The organism is Bythopirellula superficialaquae (assembly GCF_059632245.1).
This window is the reverse complement of sequence record NZ_CP197426.1, coordinates 4,494,111-4,512,087: the sequence shown is the minus strand read 5'-3', so window position 1 is coordinate 4,512,087 and position 17,977 is coordinate 4,494,111. Positions and strand designations below refer to the sequence as shown.

Sequence of the window (17,977 nt, the reverse complement as noted above, 5' to 3'; positions counted from 1 at the left end):
CACCGCACGCGCCGTCTGCTTACTAAGCGGTTCGACCAAGCGGCAGGATAAATCGTCCGCCGCTGGTATAGCGATGACGTTGATCGAAGCGGCACCACGTGAGCTCCACTTTCACCGAGTGGGTGCTCATGCCGCGCTTCTCAAACGTCACGATGACGTGTCTTGCCGTGAGGGGCACCAAATGATTGAAAGCGATCGTGCGTTCGTCGATTTCCACGACAACCACCGTCCACGGCGCCGCGGGGCGGCCCAGTTCGTCGAGTGGTGTGACCCGTGCCCGCAACGCACTGCTGGGCAGCGATTGTTGAGGAAACTCGGTCAAATTGATCAAGCCCGCTTCTTGGTCTTGATCCGTGTCGAAATCGACATCGCAGCAATCATCATCGTGAGTCATACGGCTGCCCTCAAGCATAAAACGATAAGTCAAGGAAAAGCGACAGTTGTTTGGAAACACGCTGTCGTGAAAGTTAAAAGTTGCCTGCCGACGGGACCCCCATCCCATCGGCAGGCCAAGTTCACGCATCGCTCTTGAGTTGTTGCCAACCCGCTTGCCGCTCGAGCACGAAGCGACAAAGAGACTCTGCGTTGATTAGCCACGCATGCGAACGATTAAGAGGAGCCATTCTAAAGTTCGTTCGTTGCGTCGCTGCTGTGTTCTGAGCAAATCTACACGGCAACGAAAAGCGCGGCGGAGATATTTTGAGAATTCGCAACGAAATTTATTCAAGCCGCGAGCAACAACCGACAGGTCCGTCAGGCTTTAACAAATCGTGGTGCGATCAAGTATTTACGAACGAACACGCCGATTGTGCGACTACGCATCACAATCAAATCAACGCGCGCATCACCGTTAGCCGGCATCGTCCCGATGCCGATCGATTTGTCTGTCATTCCCGCGCAGGCGGGAATCCAGTCCGGGAGATTTCTGGATCCCCGCCTGCGCGGGGATGACAATTTGTTGCACTTCTTTTGCGCTGAACCGATTATTCTAACTCTTTCAGCGCCGCCAGCACCTGCTCATCGTGCCCGTCAACTTGCACCCGCTTCCAAACCTTGGCCACTTTGCCGTTGGCATCAATCAGATAGGTGCTCCGCTGTATGCCCATCGACACCTTGCCATACATGTTCTTCTCGCGCCAAGCGCCATACTTATCCGCGACCTTATGATCGGCATCCGACAGCAGCGGAAAATTCAGCTTGTACTTGTCGCGGAATTTCTCGTGGCTGGCCGTATCGTCGGCACTCACCCCCAGCACAACCGCGCCAGCTTTCTTCAGCGGCGCTTGGGCATCGCGAAATGCGCAGGCTTCCTTGGTACAACCGGGAGTGTCATCCTTGGGATAAAAATAGAGCACAACCGGTTTCCCGGCAAAATCGCTCAGGCGGACTTTGCTGCCATCATCGGACGTCAGGGTAAATGCGGGGGCCTTCTGACCCGGTTCAAGCCATTCGCTCATTGTGTGATCCTTTTTTCCAGCCGCGTGTCTGTAAGCATCGTAACCAGCATGTTTTGCAGCACATTTTTCGTCCCGACAAGCCCCCTGTCGATGGGCCACGGGACCGACTAAAATGGGAGGCTCCAATAACCGCTAGAACGAGAGTAGAGTTAACCATCGTCGAAACCTTACCCAACGCCGAACGTGCCGCTGAGCGCAGCCTACAACTGGCCATGGCCGCTGCGCGCACGGCTGATGACAACCGCGGACTCGATATCGTCGTGCTCGACATGCGTTCGATCACGCCCGTCTTCGATTACTTTGTGATTGCCACCGGCAACAGCCGCCGCCAGTTGCACGCCATCAGCGAAGAGATCGACCGCTGCCTGGAAAAAGAGCTCGGCGACAAGCGGATGGGCATCGAAGGCTATAGCGAAAGCCGCTGGATTCTGTTGGACTACGGCACGGTCGTGATTCACTTGTTCGACGAAGAGACGCGTGATTTCTACGCGCTCGAACAATTCTGGGGCGCCGCCCAAAAAGTGCCACTGCCGTTTGAAACCAGAAAGTCTTCCGAGGAATCCGCAAACTAAAACTTTATTCCACGCAGAGGTGCAGAGATCGCGGTGAGTAAAAATTTCAAATTATAGAGCCACGGATTGAACACAGAAAGAAATAGCTTCTCCTCATCCGTGTTTAATCCGTGATATTCCGTGGCTACTCTCCGCGTCCTCTGCGTCTCTGCGTGAAACTCTTTCCCCATCAGCGAATTGCATGAATATCCAGGCTGAACTTCGCAACCGTTTTCGCCAGGCGCTCGTGGCGCTCGATCCTCATGCCAGCCAATTCGCTGAGATGGTGCTCCCCAGCCAGGACGCCAAGTTCGGCGACTATCAAGCCAACTGTGCGATGCCGCTGGGTAAACAGCTTGGCAAACCGCCGCGCGAAATTGCCCAGCAGCTGGTCGCCTCCCTCAAGCTCGACGACCTTTGCGAAACGCTCGAGATCGCTGGCCCTGGGTTTATCAATCTGCGATTGAAGCCGCAATTCCTGATCGATCAGCTCCAACAGATGCTCGCCGACCAGCAGCATCTGGGCGTCACGCCGCAGTCCGAGCCGAAAACTATCGTCCTCGATTATTCCGCCCCCAACGTCGCCAAGCCGATGCATGTCGGCCACATTCGCTCAACCGTCATCGGGGCGGCCCTCTATCGCGTGCTCAAGGAATTGGGCCATCGCGTGATCAGCGATAATCACGTCGGCGATTGGGGCACGCAGTTCGGCATGATCATCTACGGCTATAAGCATTTCGCCGATGAAGAGGTCATTGCCAAAGAACCCGTCGCTGAATTGAGCCGCATTTATCGGCTCGTGAATCAGCTGGTCGAATATCAAGAAACCAAACGGCACAAGCTCCCTACCGTCGAAAAGCAGATCGTCGAAGAAGCTCATCGGCTGGAGAATTTGCACGACGGCACGGAGCTTGAGGATCCTAAGCAGCGCAAAGACCACAACAAAAAGATTCAGCTCGCCGAGAATCAACTGGCAACCTTGCGCGAAACGCTCGACGAGCTGCGCAAGAAACTGGCAACGGTGGACGAAAATCCCGAGCTCGCACAACTCGCTGTGGTGCACCCTGAAATTGGCTCCGCCGTGCTGGCTGAGACGGCTGCACTGCATGCAGGCGACAAAACAAATCGCGGCCTGTGGGAGCGTTTCCTGCCCGCCTGCCTTGAAGCCAACGAACGGATTTACCGTCGGCTCGGCGTGACGTTCGACCACACGCTCGGCGAAAGTTTTTACGAAGATCGCTTGGCGGGTGTCGTTGCCGATCTCACGAAGAAAGGTCTTGTCACGGAAAGCGACGGGGCCAAGTGCGTCTTTCTGCCGGGGATCGACGCCCCCTTTATCGTGCAGAAAAAGGATGGCGCGTTTCTCTACGCCACGACCGATCTGGCCACGATTCAGTACCGCGTTGAAACCTGGCAGCCCGATGCGATTGCCTATGTGGTCGATCATCGGCAGTCGCTCCATTTCGAGCAACTCTTCGCCACCGCGCGTAAGTGGGGCTACGACAAGATCGAACTCGAACACGTCAGTTTCGGCACGGTGCTCGGCGAAGATGGCAAGCCGTACAAAACACGTTCCGGCACCGCCGTGGGGCTCGACGGTTTGCTCGACGAAGCCGTCGAACGAGCACACGCGATTGTTTGCGCCAACGACGATGCCCGTGAGACGGCGCTTTTGTCCATCGAAGAACGGCAACTCGTCGCCGAGCGCGTGGGCATCGGTGCGATCAAATACGCCGATCTGTCGCACAATCGCACCAGCGATTACGTGTTCAGCTACGACAAAATGCTCGCCATGCAAGGCAACACCGCAGCCTACATGCAATACAGCTACGCCCGGGTGCGCAGCATTTTTGCGAAAGGCTCCGTCGATGTGGCCGCACTCCGTAAGCAAGCCGCGGAGGTAAAAATCGACCAACTCGCCGAGCGTGCCTTGGCCTTGTCGCTGCTCCAATTGAGCGAAGCCCTCGAGCGGGTCGCCGGCGATTATCGCCCCAATCATCTTACGGCTTATCTTTTCGATCTGGCGAGCAAGTACTCATCGTTCTTCGAAAATTGCCCGGTGCTCAAAGCCGCGAGCGAAGAAACACGCACGAGCCGCCTACTCCTCTGCGATCTCACCGCCCGCACGATTGCCCATGGCTTGAACCTATTGGGTATTGAAGTCGTTGAGCGGATGTAGGCGATACGCATAGCCGAACTATCCTGATCCGGTGTCGATCGCTCGAAAAATCGAGATTCTGAGATTTTTCTTCGTTGCGCGATGGGTTAGACTAAACGCACCTACGAACTTTTTCTCTATTGCGAGTCTGGCCTTGATTCCCTCCGACGAAACGATCGCAGCGCTCCGTGAATCGCTGGCGGTGTCACCCACTAATATTCCCTTGCATAAACATCTGGCCGAAAGCCTGTTGCGCATGGGTCGATTCGATCAAGCCGAAACCGCGTTTCGTGAAGCTTTGGCGATTGCTCCCCACCATGTCGATTTTAAGCTGGGTTTGGCCAACGCCTACTTTCAGCAACAAAAGAACTCCCCAGCCTTGGTGATTGTCGAAGACATGATCGGCCAAAGCGATCCCCCGGCAGAAGCCTATCTTCTACATGCTCGCTTGCTGCTGCGAGCAGGCGAGCCGCAACGGGCCGCCCATCAATATCGGGAAGCGATTGAGATTGATGCCGATGTCGCCGATGCTGAACTCTCGCGAGAATTAGGCATCGTTGCCTACGAAGATAGCGACGAACTCGACGGTCGCGTTCGTGCTCGAGCAGGTGAAATTCCCACTGGTCCTCAGGAATACGACTTGGAGCGCCCTTCGACCACATTCACCGAAGTGGGGGGCATGGATCAAGTCAAAGACGAAATCCGCATGAAGATCATTCTGCCCATGTCGCAGCCGGAATTGTTCCAGGCCTACGGCAAAAGAATTGGCGGTGGGATTCTCATGTACGGTCCGCCTGGTTGCGGCAAAACATTTCTCGCACGTGCCACGGCGGGTGAAGTCAAAGCGGGCTTCTTGGCCGTGGGCATTAGCGACGTGCTGGACATGTGGATTGGCAGCAGCGAAAAAAACCTGCACGAACTTTTCGAGCAGGCTCGTCGCAATAAGCCCTGCGTGCTTTTCTTCGATGAAGTCGACGCGCTCGGGGCTAGCCGCAGCGACATGCGGCATCAAGGGGGCCGGCACCTGATCAATCAGTTTCTTTCGGAACTCGATGGCATCGAAGACGCCAATGATGGTCTCCTGATTCTGGCGGCTACGAACGCCCCCTGGCATTTGGACAACGCCTTTCGCCGCCCAGGGCGTTTTGATCGAATCCTGTTTGTGCCGCCGCCCGATCAGGCAGCCCGCGCGAACATCATCAAGCTCATGCTCATCGGCAAGCCTGCCGATGGGATCGACTTCGACCAAGTGGCCAAAAAGACGAATGACTTTTCAGGGGCTGACCTCAAGGCGGTGGTCGACATCGCCGTGGAAGCCAAACTCCGCGACGCGATGAAATCGGGCAAGCTCGAACCCCTGCGCACCAAAGATTTGGTCGCATCGGCAGGCCAAGTGAAACCTTCGACCCGTGAATGGTTCGCCACGGCCCGCAACTACGCCCTCTACAGCAATCAAGGGGGTGTTTACGACGATATTCTCAAGTATCTCAAGCTTGCGTGAGCCACCGCATGGGACAGCATTTCAATCGCGGCCAGTTGTAGCAATTTCTAGCACACGCAATAAATGAGACAAACACGCCATGCCTTCCCACTTCGACCGCGCCGTACTTCTCTACAATCAATCGCGCTACGATCTTGCGGCGCAAGAACTGCACGCCGTGCTGACCCAAACGCCGCACGATGCGCGGGCTCATTCGCTCCTAGGGCTGTGCCTGATGCGGCAAGACAAGCTCGACGAGGCGCAAGCTGAAGTTGAGCAGGCGATTGCGCTCGCGCCCGATGATGGGCACGCTCATTATTGCCGTTCGGTTGTGCTGGAGCATCGCCGTCGCTATGCCGAGGCCGAGGCTTCGATTCGCGAAGCCCTGCAACTCGACTCGGCCAACGCCGATTATTACGCGCAACTCGGCCTTGTGTTGTTCCGCCAAAAAAAATGGCAAGACGCCCTGGAGATGGGCCTCGAGGGCTTGTCGTTTGATGCCGACCATGCCGGCTGCAACAATCTGCGAACCTCGGCGCTCACCCAACTGGGGCGCCAACAGGATGCGATCAACGCGGTCGACAGTTCACTCGCCCGTGATCCCGATGATGAGTATGCCCACGCGAACAAAGGTTGGGCACTCCTGCACGAAGGACAACCGAATGCCGCTTTGGAGCATTTTCGCGAAGCCCTGCGCCTCGATCCCAACTTCGAATATGCCCAAGCGGGAATTGTCGAAGCACTCAAGGCCCGCAACATTATCTACCGTTGGGTGTTGGGATATTTCCTGTGGATGTCTCGGCTGAGCGATCGCGCGAAATGGGCCGTGATTTTAGCTTTATATTTCATTTCCAAATCTCTGAGTCGGATTGCTCGAAATTCTCCTGAGCTGGCTCCCTGGATCGCTCCCTTGTTGATCCTGTACTTTGTGTTTGTCCTGTTAACCTGGTTTGCGGTTCCGTTATTCAATCTCTTACTGAGATTCAACAAGTTCGGCCGACATGCGTTATCACGCCAGCAAAGAACCTCGTCCAACTGGTTCGCCGCCTGTCTGGCCGTTGTTGTGGGAGGAATCATCGTCCAATTGTCGGGCCACGACATCGGCCTGTATATCGCGGGCTATGGGCTAGGCTTGGCCTTGCCATTGGTGACGATTTTCAATGTGGAAGCCGGCTGGCCGCGCAAAGGCATGACCATGTTTGCGGCGGGAATGGCCTTGGTCGGTGCCGCAGGGATTGCAGCCCACGCAGCCGGTTTGGAAGTCGCCTCTTCGTTGGGGATCGCGTTCCTGCTGGGCTTCATCGCCACACCCTGGATCGCCAACGCCCTCGCGGGAGTGACCGTCAAACGTTGAAATGCACACACTACCAAAATGACAATTTGACATATCTTCCCTAGCCGGACTGCCACGCGGTCCGAGGAACCTGGGTTTCACAGCACAAGTTTTTTCTCCCGTGCCATTCATGGTGAATACCACGCATGAGTAGCGCGGAATCAAACTCAATCGATCCCTTGGGAAACATGGCTTCATTCTCGAAAAAGCTTGAAGACAATTTTTCGAGGGCCAGCGGCTCCATCAACCAATCCTGGCAGCGGAGCTCCAGCCCGTCGTAATCTCCCTCGATTTGTGTTGGCGAATATCCCAACGATCCCTGTTGAAAAAATTCCACCGCTTCACTCAAGCTGGCAAAGACCGAGGCCGTTAAACCACTGGTAATGTTGGCAGCCACCTGAACGTGAGTTTCGCCATCGCTGCTGTCGAGCGAAACTAAAAATCGATTGCTCGTTTCTTGCACATTGAATTTGGCCCGATGATGCAGGCCGGGAAAAATAGAGCCTCCTCCCCATACCGCGATTCGCGAGCTGGTATCACGTCGTGGAATGTAAACGCCGTGTTGCGTTTGGCCGTCCGCTTCCCATTCAACCGCGATCCGATGCGCAGCATTTTCCGAGGTGAGTCCAATCTGCCCAGGAATCCATCGCGGCCGGATCCCTTGAAGACGAATAAGGCAAATGCCTCCTAACGCGTAGCCGTTGACGAGAAGAGGGCGAAAGGGAGCAGGCAGAACTCGAGCAAAGATTGCTGGATCAATACGATAATTAACGAGAATTCGCCTCGCGATGACTCCTCGCACAATCGGAATTCGCATGACAACCTCGGCATAGGCGGGCAACAAAGAATAGTCGATAAACTGGAACTACACAAAGAAATTAACTTCTTTCGTGATTTTTGAATGCCAATAAGCTTCCGCGCTCACTGCGTCTCAGCGTGAAAATCCTTGATGGCCAAAAATCGTGGTAACATCGCGCTCGCAAATCACGATAATGGGGTCTTATCGTTAGCCGCGACGTGCTGCGAAGCAACGCGGAGCGAGTGATTCAATTTCGGATTACGGAATAAAAATATGGCGAGCCTCCCGCGTAAGCGGGGGGAGTTACGAACGGGCAGAAATTTTAAGACCAGTTCTCATAGACCCTCCCCTAGCCCCTCCCGGGGTACCGGGAGGGGGATAATACTAACGCTCCACCAGCGATGAAATCTGTACGGCTTCATCACTGGCGACGCCGGAGGTCCAGACAGAAGGCAATCACGATGAAAAAAACACAATCATTTCAAAAGTGCGCAAAAAAGTCTGCCAAGTTGACCAAGTTGGAAGAGTTGACGTTTTTCCCGAGAAATACGGGGGTCACTGTGAGAAATCAACTTGGCAAAGTTTGCCAAGTTGAAGGGAGGGAAAAAATCAAATCCTTACTCACCAATTTGACTTTGCAAGTAGCCAGCGGCCTGCTCGAGAGCTTCATCAGTAAAATTCTCGGGCAGTTTGCCGTCCTGCTCGTCGAACTGTTCGGCGAGCGAGCCTTCCTGACGCGGGCCAAGCAAGTCGCGGCGATAACGATACTTGCGCCATAGCAGATACTGCTCGTCATCCATGGGAATGTCGAACCCTTCATCCGGTTTCACGCCCCAAGGATCGGCGTCGGTATCGCCGGGCATGCGGTGAATGTTGTCGCCGCTTGGCCGCCAGTAAGTGGCTGAGGTGAGTTTCAACAAACTACGACCTGATTGGATTGGCATCAGCCGCTGGACGGTCCCTTTGCCATAAGTGCGCTCACCAACGATAACCGCACGTTTGTAGTCCTGCAAACACGCGGCGACGATTTCGCTGGCGCTGGCGCTGTTGTGATTGATTAATACGGCCAGTGGGATATCGAGGTATCCTCCGCGGCCAGTTGAAACATACCGTTCACGAATCTGCTCATCGCGATCACGCGTGGTCACGATGGGAAGTCCCGCACGGAGAAACAAATCGCTAATGCCTACCGCCGCGTCGAGCGCGCCACCGTAATTGTCGCGGACGTCCAAGATGAGGGCCTGAACCCCTTCAGCCATGAGTTCGGCCAAGTGGCGGGTGAGTTCCTCTTCGGTCTTATCGCCGAACTTGGTGATCCGCATGTAACCGATACGAGTATCGTTGAGGAGGTGATATTGCCACTTGTTGTTTTCATCGCGGTAATCGCCGAGGATCGATTCGACGGTAATGACGTCGCGGACGATTTCGATGTCGACCGGTTCGTCTTCGTCAGGGTGGATCACCGTGAGAATGACCGCCGAACCAATGGGTCCGCGCATGAGTGCGAGCACTTCTTGCATCTCAAGGCCTTCGGTGAGCTTGCCGTCGATGGCCACGACCAGATCGCCCGAGCGGATGTCGGCGTTGAACGCGGGAGTTCCCGGTTCCGGAGGACCGACGATGGTCAACTGCGGAGGGTCGCCCAGTTGCAAAATACGAACCCCGATGCCACCAAATTCTTGGATGAGATCTTCCTGAAACAGATCGCGGTCGGTCTCGTCGACGAACATCGAATGCTCGTCCCCCCGCTTGTTCAGCACTTCGACCATGCCGTTCAGGGCGCCGTCGAAGAGTTCCTGATCGGAAGGATTCACCAACGACCAGCGATCGATGACCGAATAACTAGAAGAAACATAACGGGCGAACGGGTTTTGTTCGGCCCGCACGTAGCAAGCATAGGAGACGACCGCGATCGTCATGAACAAAAGCAGGTTGCGGAGCGACACGACTCAGCCTCAAAGAACACGGTGCGAACAAATGCTGTTCGTATCGTATCAGTGTTCTACGAGATTATGAAGGGTGCCGACGGGGAGAAGATTCGCGGCGGAGATTACGCAAACGGGCGTGCAAATCGGCGTGAGCACCGTCGATGACGTCCGTGCGTTGCTCCGTTGCGGGTGCCATACGAGCCGCAAACGCGGCCGTGGGGGCAGGTTCAGCAGGAACATCGACGAACACGGGAGTGGCTTTTTCAGCAGTCGACGGCAACTCGAATTCGGTGGTTAACCGGAGCTTTTTCAGGACTCGCTTGGTGGCTTCGGCGAAGGCACCAGGCACAGCCAAGGCAGCCGTATCGGTCACGGACTCTTTGCCGCCAAAATAGTAACCAAGCGGACCAGCTAGCAAAGCGGGCAACAGAATGAGATCCCCCACCAAAGCCACCGCCAGTGTGCCGACCATCAAGAAGCCGAACTGCTGCGTCGGTGTAAAGCCGCTCAGGCCGAATACGGCTAGACCGAGCCCGCCGATGATTGCCGTTTGCAACATGGCCGGAGCGCAACGATCGTAGGCAAACATGACGGCTTCAATGCGATTGAGTCCCAAGGCAGTACCGCGACGGAACCAAGTTAAATAATGAAACGTGTGAGACAGTGCCAGTGCCAGTGCGATGCTCGCACTCAGCATAATGCCGATGTCGACTTTGATGCCGAGCCAACCCAAAGTTCCAAAGATCACCACGAACGGGAACATATTCGGAATCATTGCTGTGAGACCGGCCACAGCGCTGCGGAGGATGATGATCATTACTCCCGTCACGCCAACCGAGGCCCAGAAGACGCTGTAGTTGAGTGTTTGCAGCAGTTGCCGCTGCGTTTTGTAAACAACCGGCACTACGCCCGTGTAAACCGAACCAATCGGCCGCGGTTCGACGGATTTTTGCACGTCGACAGCCGCAGACAAATTGCTAACCTCCACGTTGGTGACGTCAATCATGTTGAAGCCACCGTCAGCAAGTTTCTTGGCAGTAGGGTCACTTCCCGCCGACACAAGAATCAGGGCATCCTGAGCCCCCAGGGCTTCTACGGCTTTGTCCAGGTAATGAGGTTCTTCCATCTGCGTATCGAATGGCGTCAGATTGAAGAACGTCACGCCGCGCAAGCGCTGCCCATCAGGTAATGTCCTGGGCCGCACGCCGCTTTTGAGTAGCAAATTCGCTAGCACCGATTCTTGGCTGTTGAGAATCGGTTCCGGAGCAGCATCGGGTGTGCGATAGAGAATGCATATCTGCGCCCCGTCGAGTTTTTTGCCCTGCTTGTGCAATTGTTCGACGATGATATCCCGTTGTTGATAAGCAACGAGTACCGGATCGACGGCCGATTTCAATTGTTCCACGAATTGGCCATAGTCAATTTCCTTAACGCGCCCCTTGGGATTAGCCAAAGCTTCGACCCGGGCGCTCACCCGCCACAATTCGCGGCCGGATTCGGAATAAGCGTCGGTGAGCCTCTCTTTGCGCAAGTAATCGCCGGTCAACAGCAGGGCACTTTGCTCTTCGATGCCTTTATTGATCGAATAATCGTTGCTGCGATCCGCAGCTATGCTGATTCCTGTATCAGTATTGGTCGGAGCAAACGTCGCGGCCGACATGGCGCGGCTGACTTCCGGAAGGGCTTCGACGCGGAATTGGATTTCGCGGATCATTTCGAGCCGTTCGAGCATCGTCATCCGATATTGCTTGCCGTCTTGTTCGGCATGGACATCAGCGTTGCGAATTTTCTCGGGCGGTACGGTTACAACGACTTCCATGGGAACGAGATTACCCAGGTTTTCTTCCAGCCAGGCGTAGTCTTGAATGATGTCCGTCTTAGGGCTGAAGAGTTTCAAGAGCTGCACCGAAGTGCCAATCCGCGTGAAGCCAAGCGCAAAGATAGCCGTCACGATCACACAAATCACGCTCACGAGGGCGTGCCGTCCCACGACAAAACCAAACAGATCAAGGAGCCAATCTGGCAGGTTCGTGCTGCTGGAGCGTTGGATTTTGCGATCGTCGAGCGGAAAGCGATACAGAACCACTGGCAAGATCGAGAACAGGACCAACACCATTGCCAACACGGCGACTGTCGTAAATAGGCCGAATTTTTGAATCGGCAAGATGTCGCTGGCAATGAGCGTGCTTAATCCGAGGGCAGTCGCCAAGGATGCCAACATACTGGGCCACCAGCAACTGCGAACGGCTGTTTCCACTGCGGCAGTCGTTCCCTGTTCACGGCGAGCATCGAGATAATAATTGATGAAATGAATCGCGCCGGCCAGTCCGAGGACATAAACCACGGCGGGCATCGACATCAGAATCGCATCGATCTTACCAAGATGAGGCTCACCCAAGTTCAGTAGTGCGATCTCCGCAACACCGAAATAGAACACAATGGCCAGGCTCAAGCCAGCACTCAGAACGCCGACGGCAAAGACAAGAGTTGCGATCTTGAAACTGCGGAAACAGATGAAGGCTAGTCCAAAGCCGAATAAACCGGCACAACTGGAAAGCTGTACGATGGTATGTGTGGCTTCGAAGTCGATGGCAATATTTTCGACGGGCGGTCCCCCCATGTGAATCGTTTCACGGCGAATCGCACATTCGTTGGCGGCAATGTCGGTTATTTTCTCGACAGCTTGCCGCATCGTTTTGTTGTCTTTGGTTGCTTCGGCAGAGAGATACACTACCAAGCAAGTCGTGCGGGTGTGATCTCCCAGCGAGCGGCCCTCGGCATCGCGTCGCACGGGCCCAACCAACGCTCCTTCCAATCGGGATGAAGCTTCGGCATAGCTCAAACTAAGTGGAGCAGCAGTGAGTTGCGCAAGAACACTAGGACCCGAGACGACCTGATTGTACCAACGTGCTCGTTGACGAAGGTCGGAATTCTCAGCCGCAGTCGAAATAGCGTCCTGACTCGGCGCGAGTTTGCGAGAAAGTTGATCGAGTTTTTCGGTGTTGGCGAGGGTGCAACCGTCCCAGCTTACGAGGGCGAACTGCTCTCCCGTGAAATGGTTACGAAACCACTGGAGATTTGCGGATTCAGAAGATGTGTTAGGGAGCCAGTCCTCAACTCGATTGGCGTTCGATTGAATCGCACGCCTAGCGCCCACGGGTATCAGGGCGATCAGGAACGCGGCTGCCAGCGACAACACCAAATAATTGGGAAGGCCGAACGTGCTGCGCGCCAGAATGGTAGTTCGCGATGTGTTTTGGGGAGCTGTCACTGAGCTAGGTTCTCGTCTTTCGTAATCCGTCACGAAGAAGATATGAATAGTTGAAAGGGCCAAACGGTATGGGTTGGCCACAGACACCCCGTTCGTTTTGCGGTCTACCAATAGCTCTCGAAGCCAAGGCTTCCACCCAGGTAATAGTTGTCGCTACCACTTGAGATCGTGGTGTTGCCGCTCGGGACGAAGTCGAGTTGTTTTGGAGCAACGGCCAGATGGTTGATCAGCATGGCTTCCAAACCGACTCGCAATGACAAGTTGGGGCGAATATGATACTTGCCAAGCACGCCCGCTTGTCCGATGAACGCAATATTATCGCCTTGCAGGTCGGCATTTCCTGAGGTCACGTTATTCGTCACAGCAAAGTCTGATTGAAGGTCCATAATATTGAGATACATGCCTCCCTTACACCATACTCCTCCACTCCACCGGGCTGTTTCGTAAGTGCTGCTGGCACCAAGTTGAGTGCCGATTAGCAAATTGTTGGTGTTGACGTAGTAGTTGCCTGTTTCGGTCACATTGTCGTCATTCGCATCGGGGATGCCAAAGGCATTCCAATAGAGTTGCTCGCTCAAGTTGAACAACCGAAGGCCAGCCAAGAAAGCGTTGGATCGTGTCGGGTTGGCTCGGCGGACCCAGTGCCCGCTCGGTTCAAGTTCCATGCGATCTTTGAGCATGCGTTGTTTGACGTGATAGTTGAGCTCAAAATTGTTGAACCAGCTGTCATACTTATAGTTTGTCGATTGCGCACCATCGAATGAAGGGTTGAATCCATCGATCTGAATGGGAACACTAAGATCTTCGCCGGTCAACTGGCCCTGTTGGCTCCAGTTACCGCCGCCCCAAGCCACAAACTCAAGGTTGTGGTCGCGGTTGGCATCATCACGGAACAGAAATCGACTAAGCGTGAGGCGTGGAGTTCCTTCGGCACCAGGGATATCCCCGCGAATACCCAGTGTATTGAGATTTGCCGTATCATCAGAAACCAGAATAATCGGATTGCGCTCAAATGTCCGGTTCATAATGACGGCATCGACCTCGGCCGACCAAAAGCCGCGCCGGAGCCAAGTTCCCGTGCTTTCCAAGATTGCCGGTTGGCAACTGAAAAGCTGCAAATCTTGCCCAGTGAAGTAGTCCCAGGCTGGCGCCGAATCGTCGGAATTCGTGGATGGCAACGAAAGCGGTTCCTGCGCGGGAACTGGCTCAAGGCCTTCGCTCGGCAACTCAAGCTTGCTCGAGGACATCGACATTGGTTCGGCAGGGTCGGGCATCATCATTTGAGGCGGCAATTCGCCCAAAGTCTGAGACTCGAATAGGTCCTGCGCGGTTGCCCCTCGACTGGAAACCACCAGTCCCACCATCATCAGGATCACAACGAACTTTTTCACTGGAGAAACCTCCCACACGAACGAAATGCTCAACGTTGCGCACCGGGCGCGTCTGTATTCTCGGACAGGGAAATCATCGACTTCCGGGCCGCAGAGATGCAGGAATATCCGTCAAAATCGGAAAAATCGTCAGAAGTCTCCCATTCAGAAAAGCGGTCGTTAAGTTTCGCAGTTTTGCTAAACTAGCGAGTCGCATCCGCTAGCAGCCTAACGAGGCGGGAATTGTTAGAATGGCGGCGACGATTAGCGTCTGCATCGCTAGCACGCATTCCTCTTATAAGACGGAGATGATCGAAGCATGGCTTCTTCACTCGCATCCTTGGTTCAGTGTGGTACGAAACTGTGGCTCGACTCGGTAGATCCAGACCTGATTATCGAGAATTTGGCATTCGGCGCGACGGGGGCAACCTCCAATCCCATCATTATTAGCGACCTCGTGAAAACAGGTCGCTTTGACGCGCAACTGGCCGAACTCACCAAGCAACCAGGGAGCACGGCGCAAGCTGCTGCGTGGGAGTTAACCGATGAAGTCGTGGGCGCGGCGCAGCAAAAGTTCCTGCCCGTTTGGGAACAAACTGCTGGCGATGACGGCTACGTGAGTTTTGAAGTTGATCCGCTACTGGAAGATCCCGCGGCAGATCTGCCGCACGTTGAGCGAGTGGCTCGCTACGTGGCCGAAGGAACAAAATGGTCACGAGGCCACAAGAATCGCATGATCAAAGTGCCGGCGACCCCGGCAGGATTAGCGGCACTACCTGAACTGGCTGCACGAGGAATTCCCCTCAATGTGACGCTGATCTTTTCGATGCGGCAATACGAAGAGGCTCGCGACGCGATTTGGCAAGGGGCACAGAAGCTTGATTCGTTGGACCACTTCAAGAGCGTCTACAGCATCTTTGTTTCACGGGTGGACGTTTACACGCAGAAGCACGTCCCGGGATTGTCGAGTGCAGCGCAAGGGCAAGTTGGCATTCTCAATGCCAAGCAACTTTGGAAAGCCAATCAACAGTTCTGGGCCGAGCACCCGACGCCGCTTAAGCAGGAAATCGTCTTTGCCAGCACCGGCACGAAAAGCGCCAACGATCCCCCCTGGAAATACGTGATCGCACTTGCGGGGAGCGACATTCAAACCAATCCTCCCGCGACGAACGAAGCCGTGGCGAAAAGCGATGTCGAATTCAAGCGGACCGTGGATGTCTTTCCTCCGACGGAGGTGATGAACGAGATTTCTACCGCCGTCGACATGAAAAAGTTGGAAGAAACCCTGATGAGCGAAGGGATTCAAAAGTTTGCCGATCCGCAAAAGGCGCTGCTGGCTTTAATCGCCGAAAAATCGGCGAAGCTGGCCAGCTAGTTAGCACTCCGCGCGGCAAAGACGCAGGTTCCCCCCTGCCCTGGGATTGTGTTACGATTCAGGCTGTTTAATTGCCCTTTGTAACACATTCGACAGGCGGACTCTCATGGCCCTCGATCCTTACGCCCCGTGTCCCTGCGGCAGCGGTAAGAAGCTCAAGTTTTGTTGCAGCGACCTCGCACCGGATATTGAAAAAGTCCAGAAGATGATCGCCGGCGAGCAACCCCATGCCGCTTTGAAGCACGTCGAGGCCTTGCTCGAAAAGCAGCCCGATCGTGCATCGCTCTTGGATCTGCAAGCCAATCTGCAACTGTCGATGCATGAGTTCGACGCCGCAGAGAAGACAATCAATCACTATCTCGCGAAGCAACCCAAGAACCCTGCCGCCCACGCGCAGCGGGCTGTTCTGCTCGCCGCGACCGGTGAGGGGATGGCCGCGATTGGTCCTTTGCAGGATGCGCTCGAACTTCTGAACGACGACATGCCCCTGCGGGTGTTCGAGGCGATTGGCTCGGTGGGGCACGCGTTGTTGATTGAAGGCGAGTTGGTGGCTGCCCGCGGGCACCTGCTGCTCTATGCGGGGATTGCTCCTGAAGGTGACAATCTCGCGCTCGAGTTGCTGCTGCGGATGAACCTGCAAGCTGGCTTGCCTTTGTTGATGCGGGAATACTTGCTGCTGCACGATGCTCCCACTGACGCAGCGTGGAAGGTTGAGTTCGACCCCGCGCTCAAAGCCTCGGGCCGTGGGCAATGGCGCGCGGCCGAAGGAATCTTCTCGTCGCTGCGCGATAAAGTCGGTCCCGAACCGGCGATTGTTTATAACCTCGCGTTGGTGCGCGGTTGGTTGGGCGATGTTGAACGCTTTGCCGCCGGGTTGCATGAGTTCGCGCGGCTGGATGTGCCCGAACATCAGTCCGTGGAAGCCGAGGCGTTGGCTCAGCTTGTAAATCCCAAGCTCGTTGATCCGGTGCTCGAAACCGTGCGATTGGCTTACACTGTGAAAGATGAGGACGCACTCGCCGAAAAACTTTCCAGCGACAAGCGTATCGAAGAGTATCCGCTCGATCCGACGAAGTTGGCAGAAGATGCCGTGCGTCCGCGGAGCACGCATATCTTGCTCGATAAGGTCACGCCTCCGGCGAATCCCGATCTCAAACGCGACGAAATCCCCAGCGTGCTGGGTTTCTTGAGTTTCTATGGCAAGCGCACCGATCGTGCAGCGCAGCTTGAACTCACCACCGACCGCACGGCCGAGTTTGAAGACGTCAAAAAGTTGCTCGTTGAAATCGCGGGCGAAACACTTGGCGAGATTTTGGAAGAAGAAGTCGTCGCCGAAAAATCGGTAAGCGAAGATTCGCTGAGTTGGCGGTGGCGATTGCCACCGGGAACGCCCATCGAACAGCGCCGCCGCTTCGTGGCCGAAGAACGCCGCAGCGCGATCATGGAACGCTGGACGGCCAGCCCTCGTGCGGCCCTCAATGGCAAGAGTCCCAAGGAAGCCGCCGGAGACGCCGACTTGCGGATCCCGTTGCTCGCCAGTGCGTTGATCATCGAACAAGCGGCCGGTGAACCGAGCGAGCTGGAATTGTTCGACCGCGTGCGCGGAGTCTTGGGTTTGCCTCCGGCCGAAGTGATCGATCCCGCGGACGTCGACGTCGCGCAGGTTTCGATAGTTCGCGTGCCGCATTTGAACCTGAGCAAATTGAGCGATGCTCAATTGATGAAGCTGATCGAGCGCTCGACCATGTTGGGAGCAAACTTGGCTACGCTTGTCGTCGCCGGGGAATTGGTGTCGCGTCCGACTCACGAGGAAAAAACCGATCTCAGCTCGGCATTTCGTCAGCTCGCGAGAATTGAACCCGATTTGGCGAAGGCGCAAGAATGGGTTGAGAAAGCACGTCAGTGGTCGCACGCCAACAATCGTTCGGTTGCCGAGTGGGTCTTGATGGCCTTGGAGATTGCGATCCAGCGCGGCGATTCGCCACTCGCTCAAAATCTGCTCGATGAGATTCGCATGAATCACATCAACGAGCCAGGCGTGGCCGAGGCAACCTATCGTTTGTTGTATGCCGCGGGGTTGATCTCGCCGCGTGGCGGTGTTGGCTCGCCCACTCCGCTCGCCATGCCTGCCAACCGGACAGATGCTGCCGCGAGCCGCAGTGGATTGTGGACCCCTGGCAGCGAAGCTGCCGAAGCAGCACCGCAAGGCAAATCCGCGATCTGGACACCGTAAAGGATCTGTGAACCACGAATAA

Annotated in this window: 12 protein-coding genes; 6 read left to right on the top strand and 6 right to left on the bottom strand. The window is 55.4% G+C overall.

Going from position 1 to position 17,977, the window contains the following annotated elements:
* Nucleotides 1-22 precede the first annotated feature (22 nt).
* Nucleotides 23-394: a hypothetical protein gene (locus SH678x_RS18645; protein ID WP_496919960.1), complete on the bottom strand. Its 372-nt coding sequence runs from the start codon at nucleotides 392-394 to the stop codon at nucleotides 23-25.
* Nucleotides 395-983: 589 nt separating this feature from the next.
* Nucleotides 984-1,457 carry a thioredoxin-dependent thiol peroxidase gene (gene bcp / locus SH678x_RS18640; RefSeq protein WP_496919959.1) on the bottom strand — a complete coding sequence of 158 codons (474 nt, stop codon included), beginning with the start codon at nucleotides 1,455-1,457 and terminating at the stop codon, nucleotides 984-986.
* Here bcp and rsfS point away from each other — a divergent pair.
* The 4 genes from rsfS to SH678x_RS18620 all read left to right on the top strand — a co-directional run bounded on the left by rsfS (nucleotide 1,418) and on the right by SH678x_RS18620 (nucleotide 7,000).
* Complete coding sequence (rsfS, locus tag SH678x_RS18635; protein ID WP_496919958.1) at nucleotides 1,418-2,029, top strand: ribosome silencing factor; 612 nt, start codon at nucleotides 1,418-1,420, stop codon at nucleotides 2,027-2,029. The two genes, bcp and rsfS, sit on opposite strands and share 40 nt — an antisense overlap.
* A gap of 181 nt (nucleotides 2,030-2,210) precedes the next feature.
* Nucleotides 2,211-4,187 (top strand): arginine--tRNA ligase, encoded by a 1,977-nt coding sequence (gene argS / locus SH678x_RS18630; protein WP_496919957.1) that lies wholly within the window; start codon nucleotides 2,211-2,213, stop codon nucleotides 4,185-4,187.
* A 133-nt stretch (nucleotides 4,188-4,320) separates the two neighbouring features.
* Nucleotides 4,321-5,667 carry an AAA family ATPase gene (locus tag SH678x_RS18625; protein WP_496919956.1) on the top strand — a complete coding sequence of 449 codons (1,347 nt, stop codon included), beginning with the start codon at nucleotides 4,321-4,323 and terminating at the stop codon, nucleotides 5,665-5,667.
* 79 nt (nucleotides 5,668-5,746) lie between these two features.
* Complete coding sequence (locus tag SH678x_RS18620; RefSeq protein ID WP_496919955.1) at nucleotides 5,747-7,000, top strand: tetratricopeptide repeat protein; 1,254 nt, start codon at nucleotides 5,747-5,749, stop codon at nucleotides 6,998-7,000.
* A gap of 40 nt (nucleotides 7,001-7,040) precedes the next feature.
* Here the strand turns inward: SH678x_RS18620 and SH678x_RS18615 are convergent, their stop codons facing one another.
* From SH678x_RS18615 to SH678x_RS18600, 4 genes are all read right to left on the bottom strand, one after another.
* A complete protein-coding gene (locus SH678x_RS18615; protein ID WP_496919954.1) occupies nucleotides 7,041-7,796 on the bottom strand; it encodes a DUF2071 domain-containing protein in 756 nt (251 codons plus the stop codon).
* A 599-nt stretch (nucleotides 7,797-8,395) separates the two neighbouring features.
* Nucleotides 8,396-9,724: a S41 family peptidase gene (locus SH678x_RS18610; protein ID WP_496919953.1), complete on the bottom strand. Its 1,329-nt coding sequence runs from the start codon at nucleotides 9,722-9,724 to the stop codon at nucleotides 8,396-8,398.
* Nucleotides 9,725-9,788: 64 nt separating this feature from the next.
* The gene (locus SH678x_RS18605; RefSeq protein ID WP_496919952.1) at nucleotides 9,789-12,977 is read right to left on the bottom strand and encodes an efflux RND transporter permease subunit; all 3,189 of its coding nucleotides are present in this window, start codon (nucleotides 12,975-12,977) and stop codon (nucleotides 9,789-9,791) included.
* A 104-nt stretch (nucleotides 12,978-13,081) separates the two neighbouring features.
* A complete protein-coding gene (locus SH678x_RS18600) occupies nucleotides 13,082-14,368 on the bottom strand; it encodes a hypothetical protein (RefSeq protein ID WP_496919951.1) in 1,287 nt (428 codons plus the stop codon).
* Nucleotides 14,369-14,666: 298 nt separating this feature from the next.
* Between SH678x_RS18600 and SH678x_RS18595 the strand changes: the two genes are divergently transcribed.
* Together SH678x_RS18595 and SH678x_RS18590 are read left to right on the top strand one after the other, a co-directional pair.
* Nucleotides 14,667-15,722 carry a transaldolase family protein gene (locus tag SH678x_RS18595; protein WP_496919950.1) on the top strand — a complete coding sequence of 352 codons (1,056 nt, stop codon included), beginning with the start codon at nucleotides 14,667-14,669 and terminating at the stop codon, nucleotides 15,720-15,722.
* A gap of 106 nt (nucleotides 15,723-15,828) precedes the next feature.
* The gene (locus SH678x_RS18590) at nucleotides 15,829-17,955 is read left to right on the top strand and encodes a YecA family protein (RefSeq protein WP_496919949.1); all 2,127 of its coding nucleotides are present in this window, start codon (nucleotides 15,829-15,831) and stop codon (nucleotides 17,953-17,955) included.
* Nucleotides 17,956-17,977: the final 22 nt, after the last annotated feature.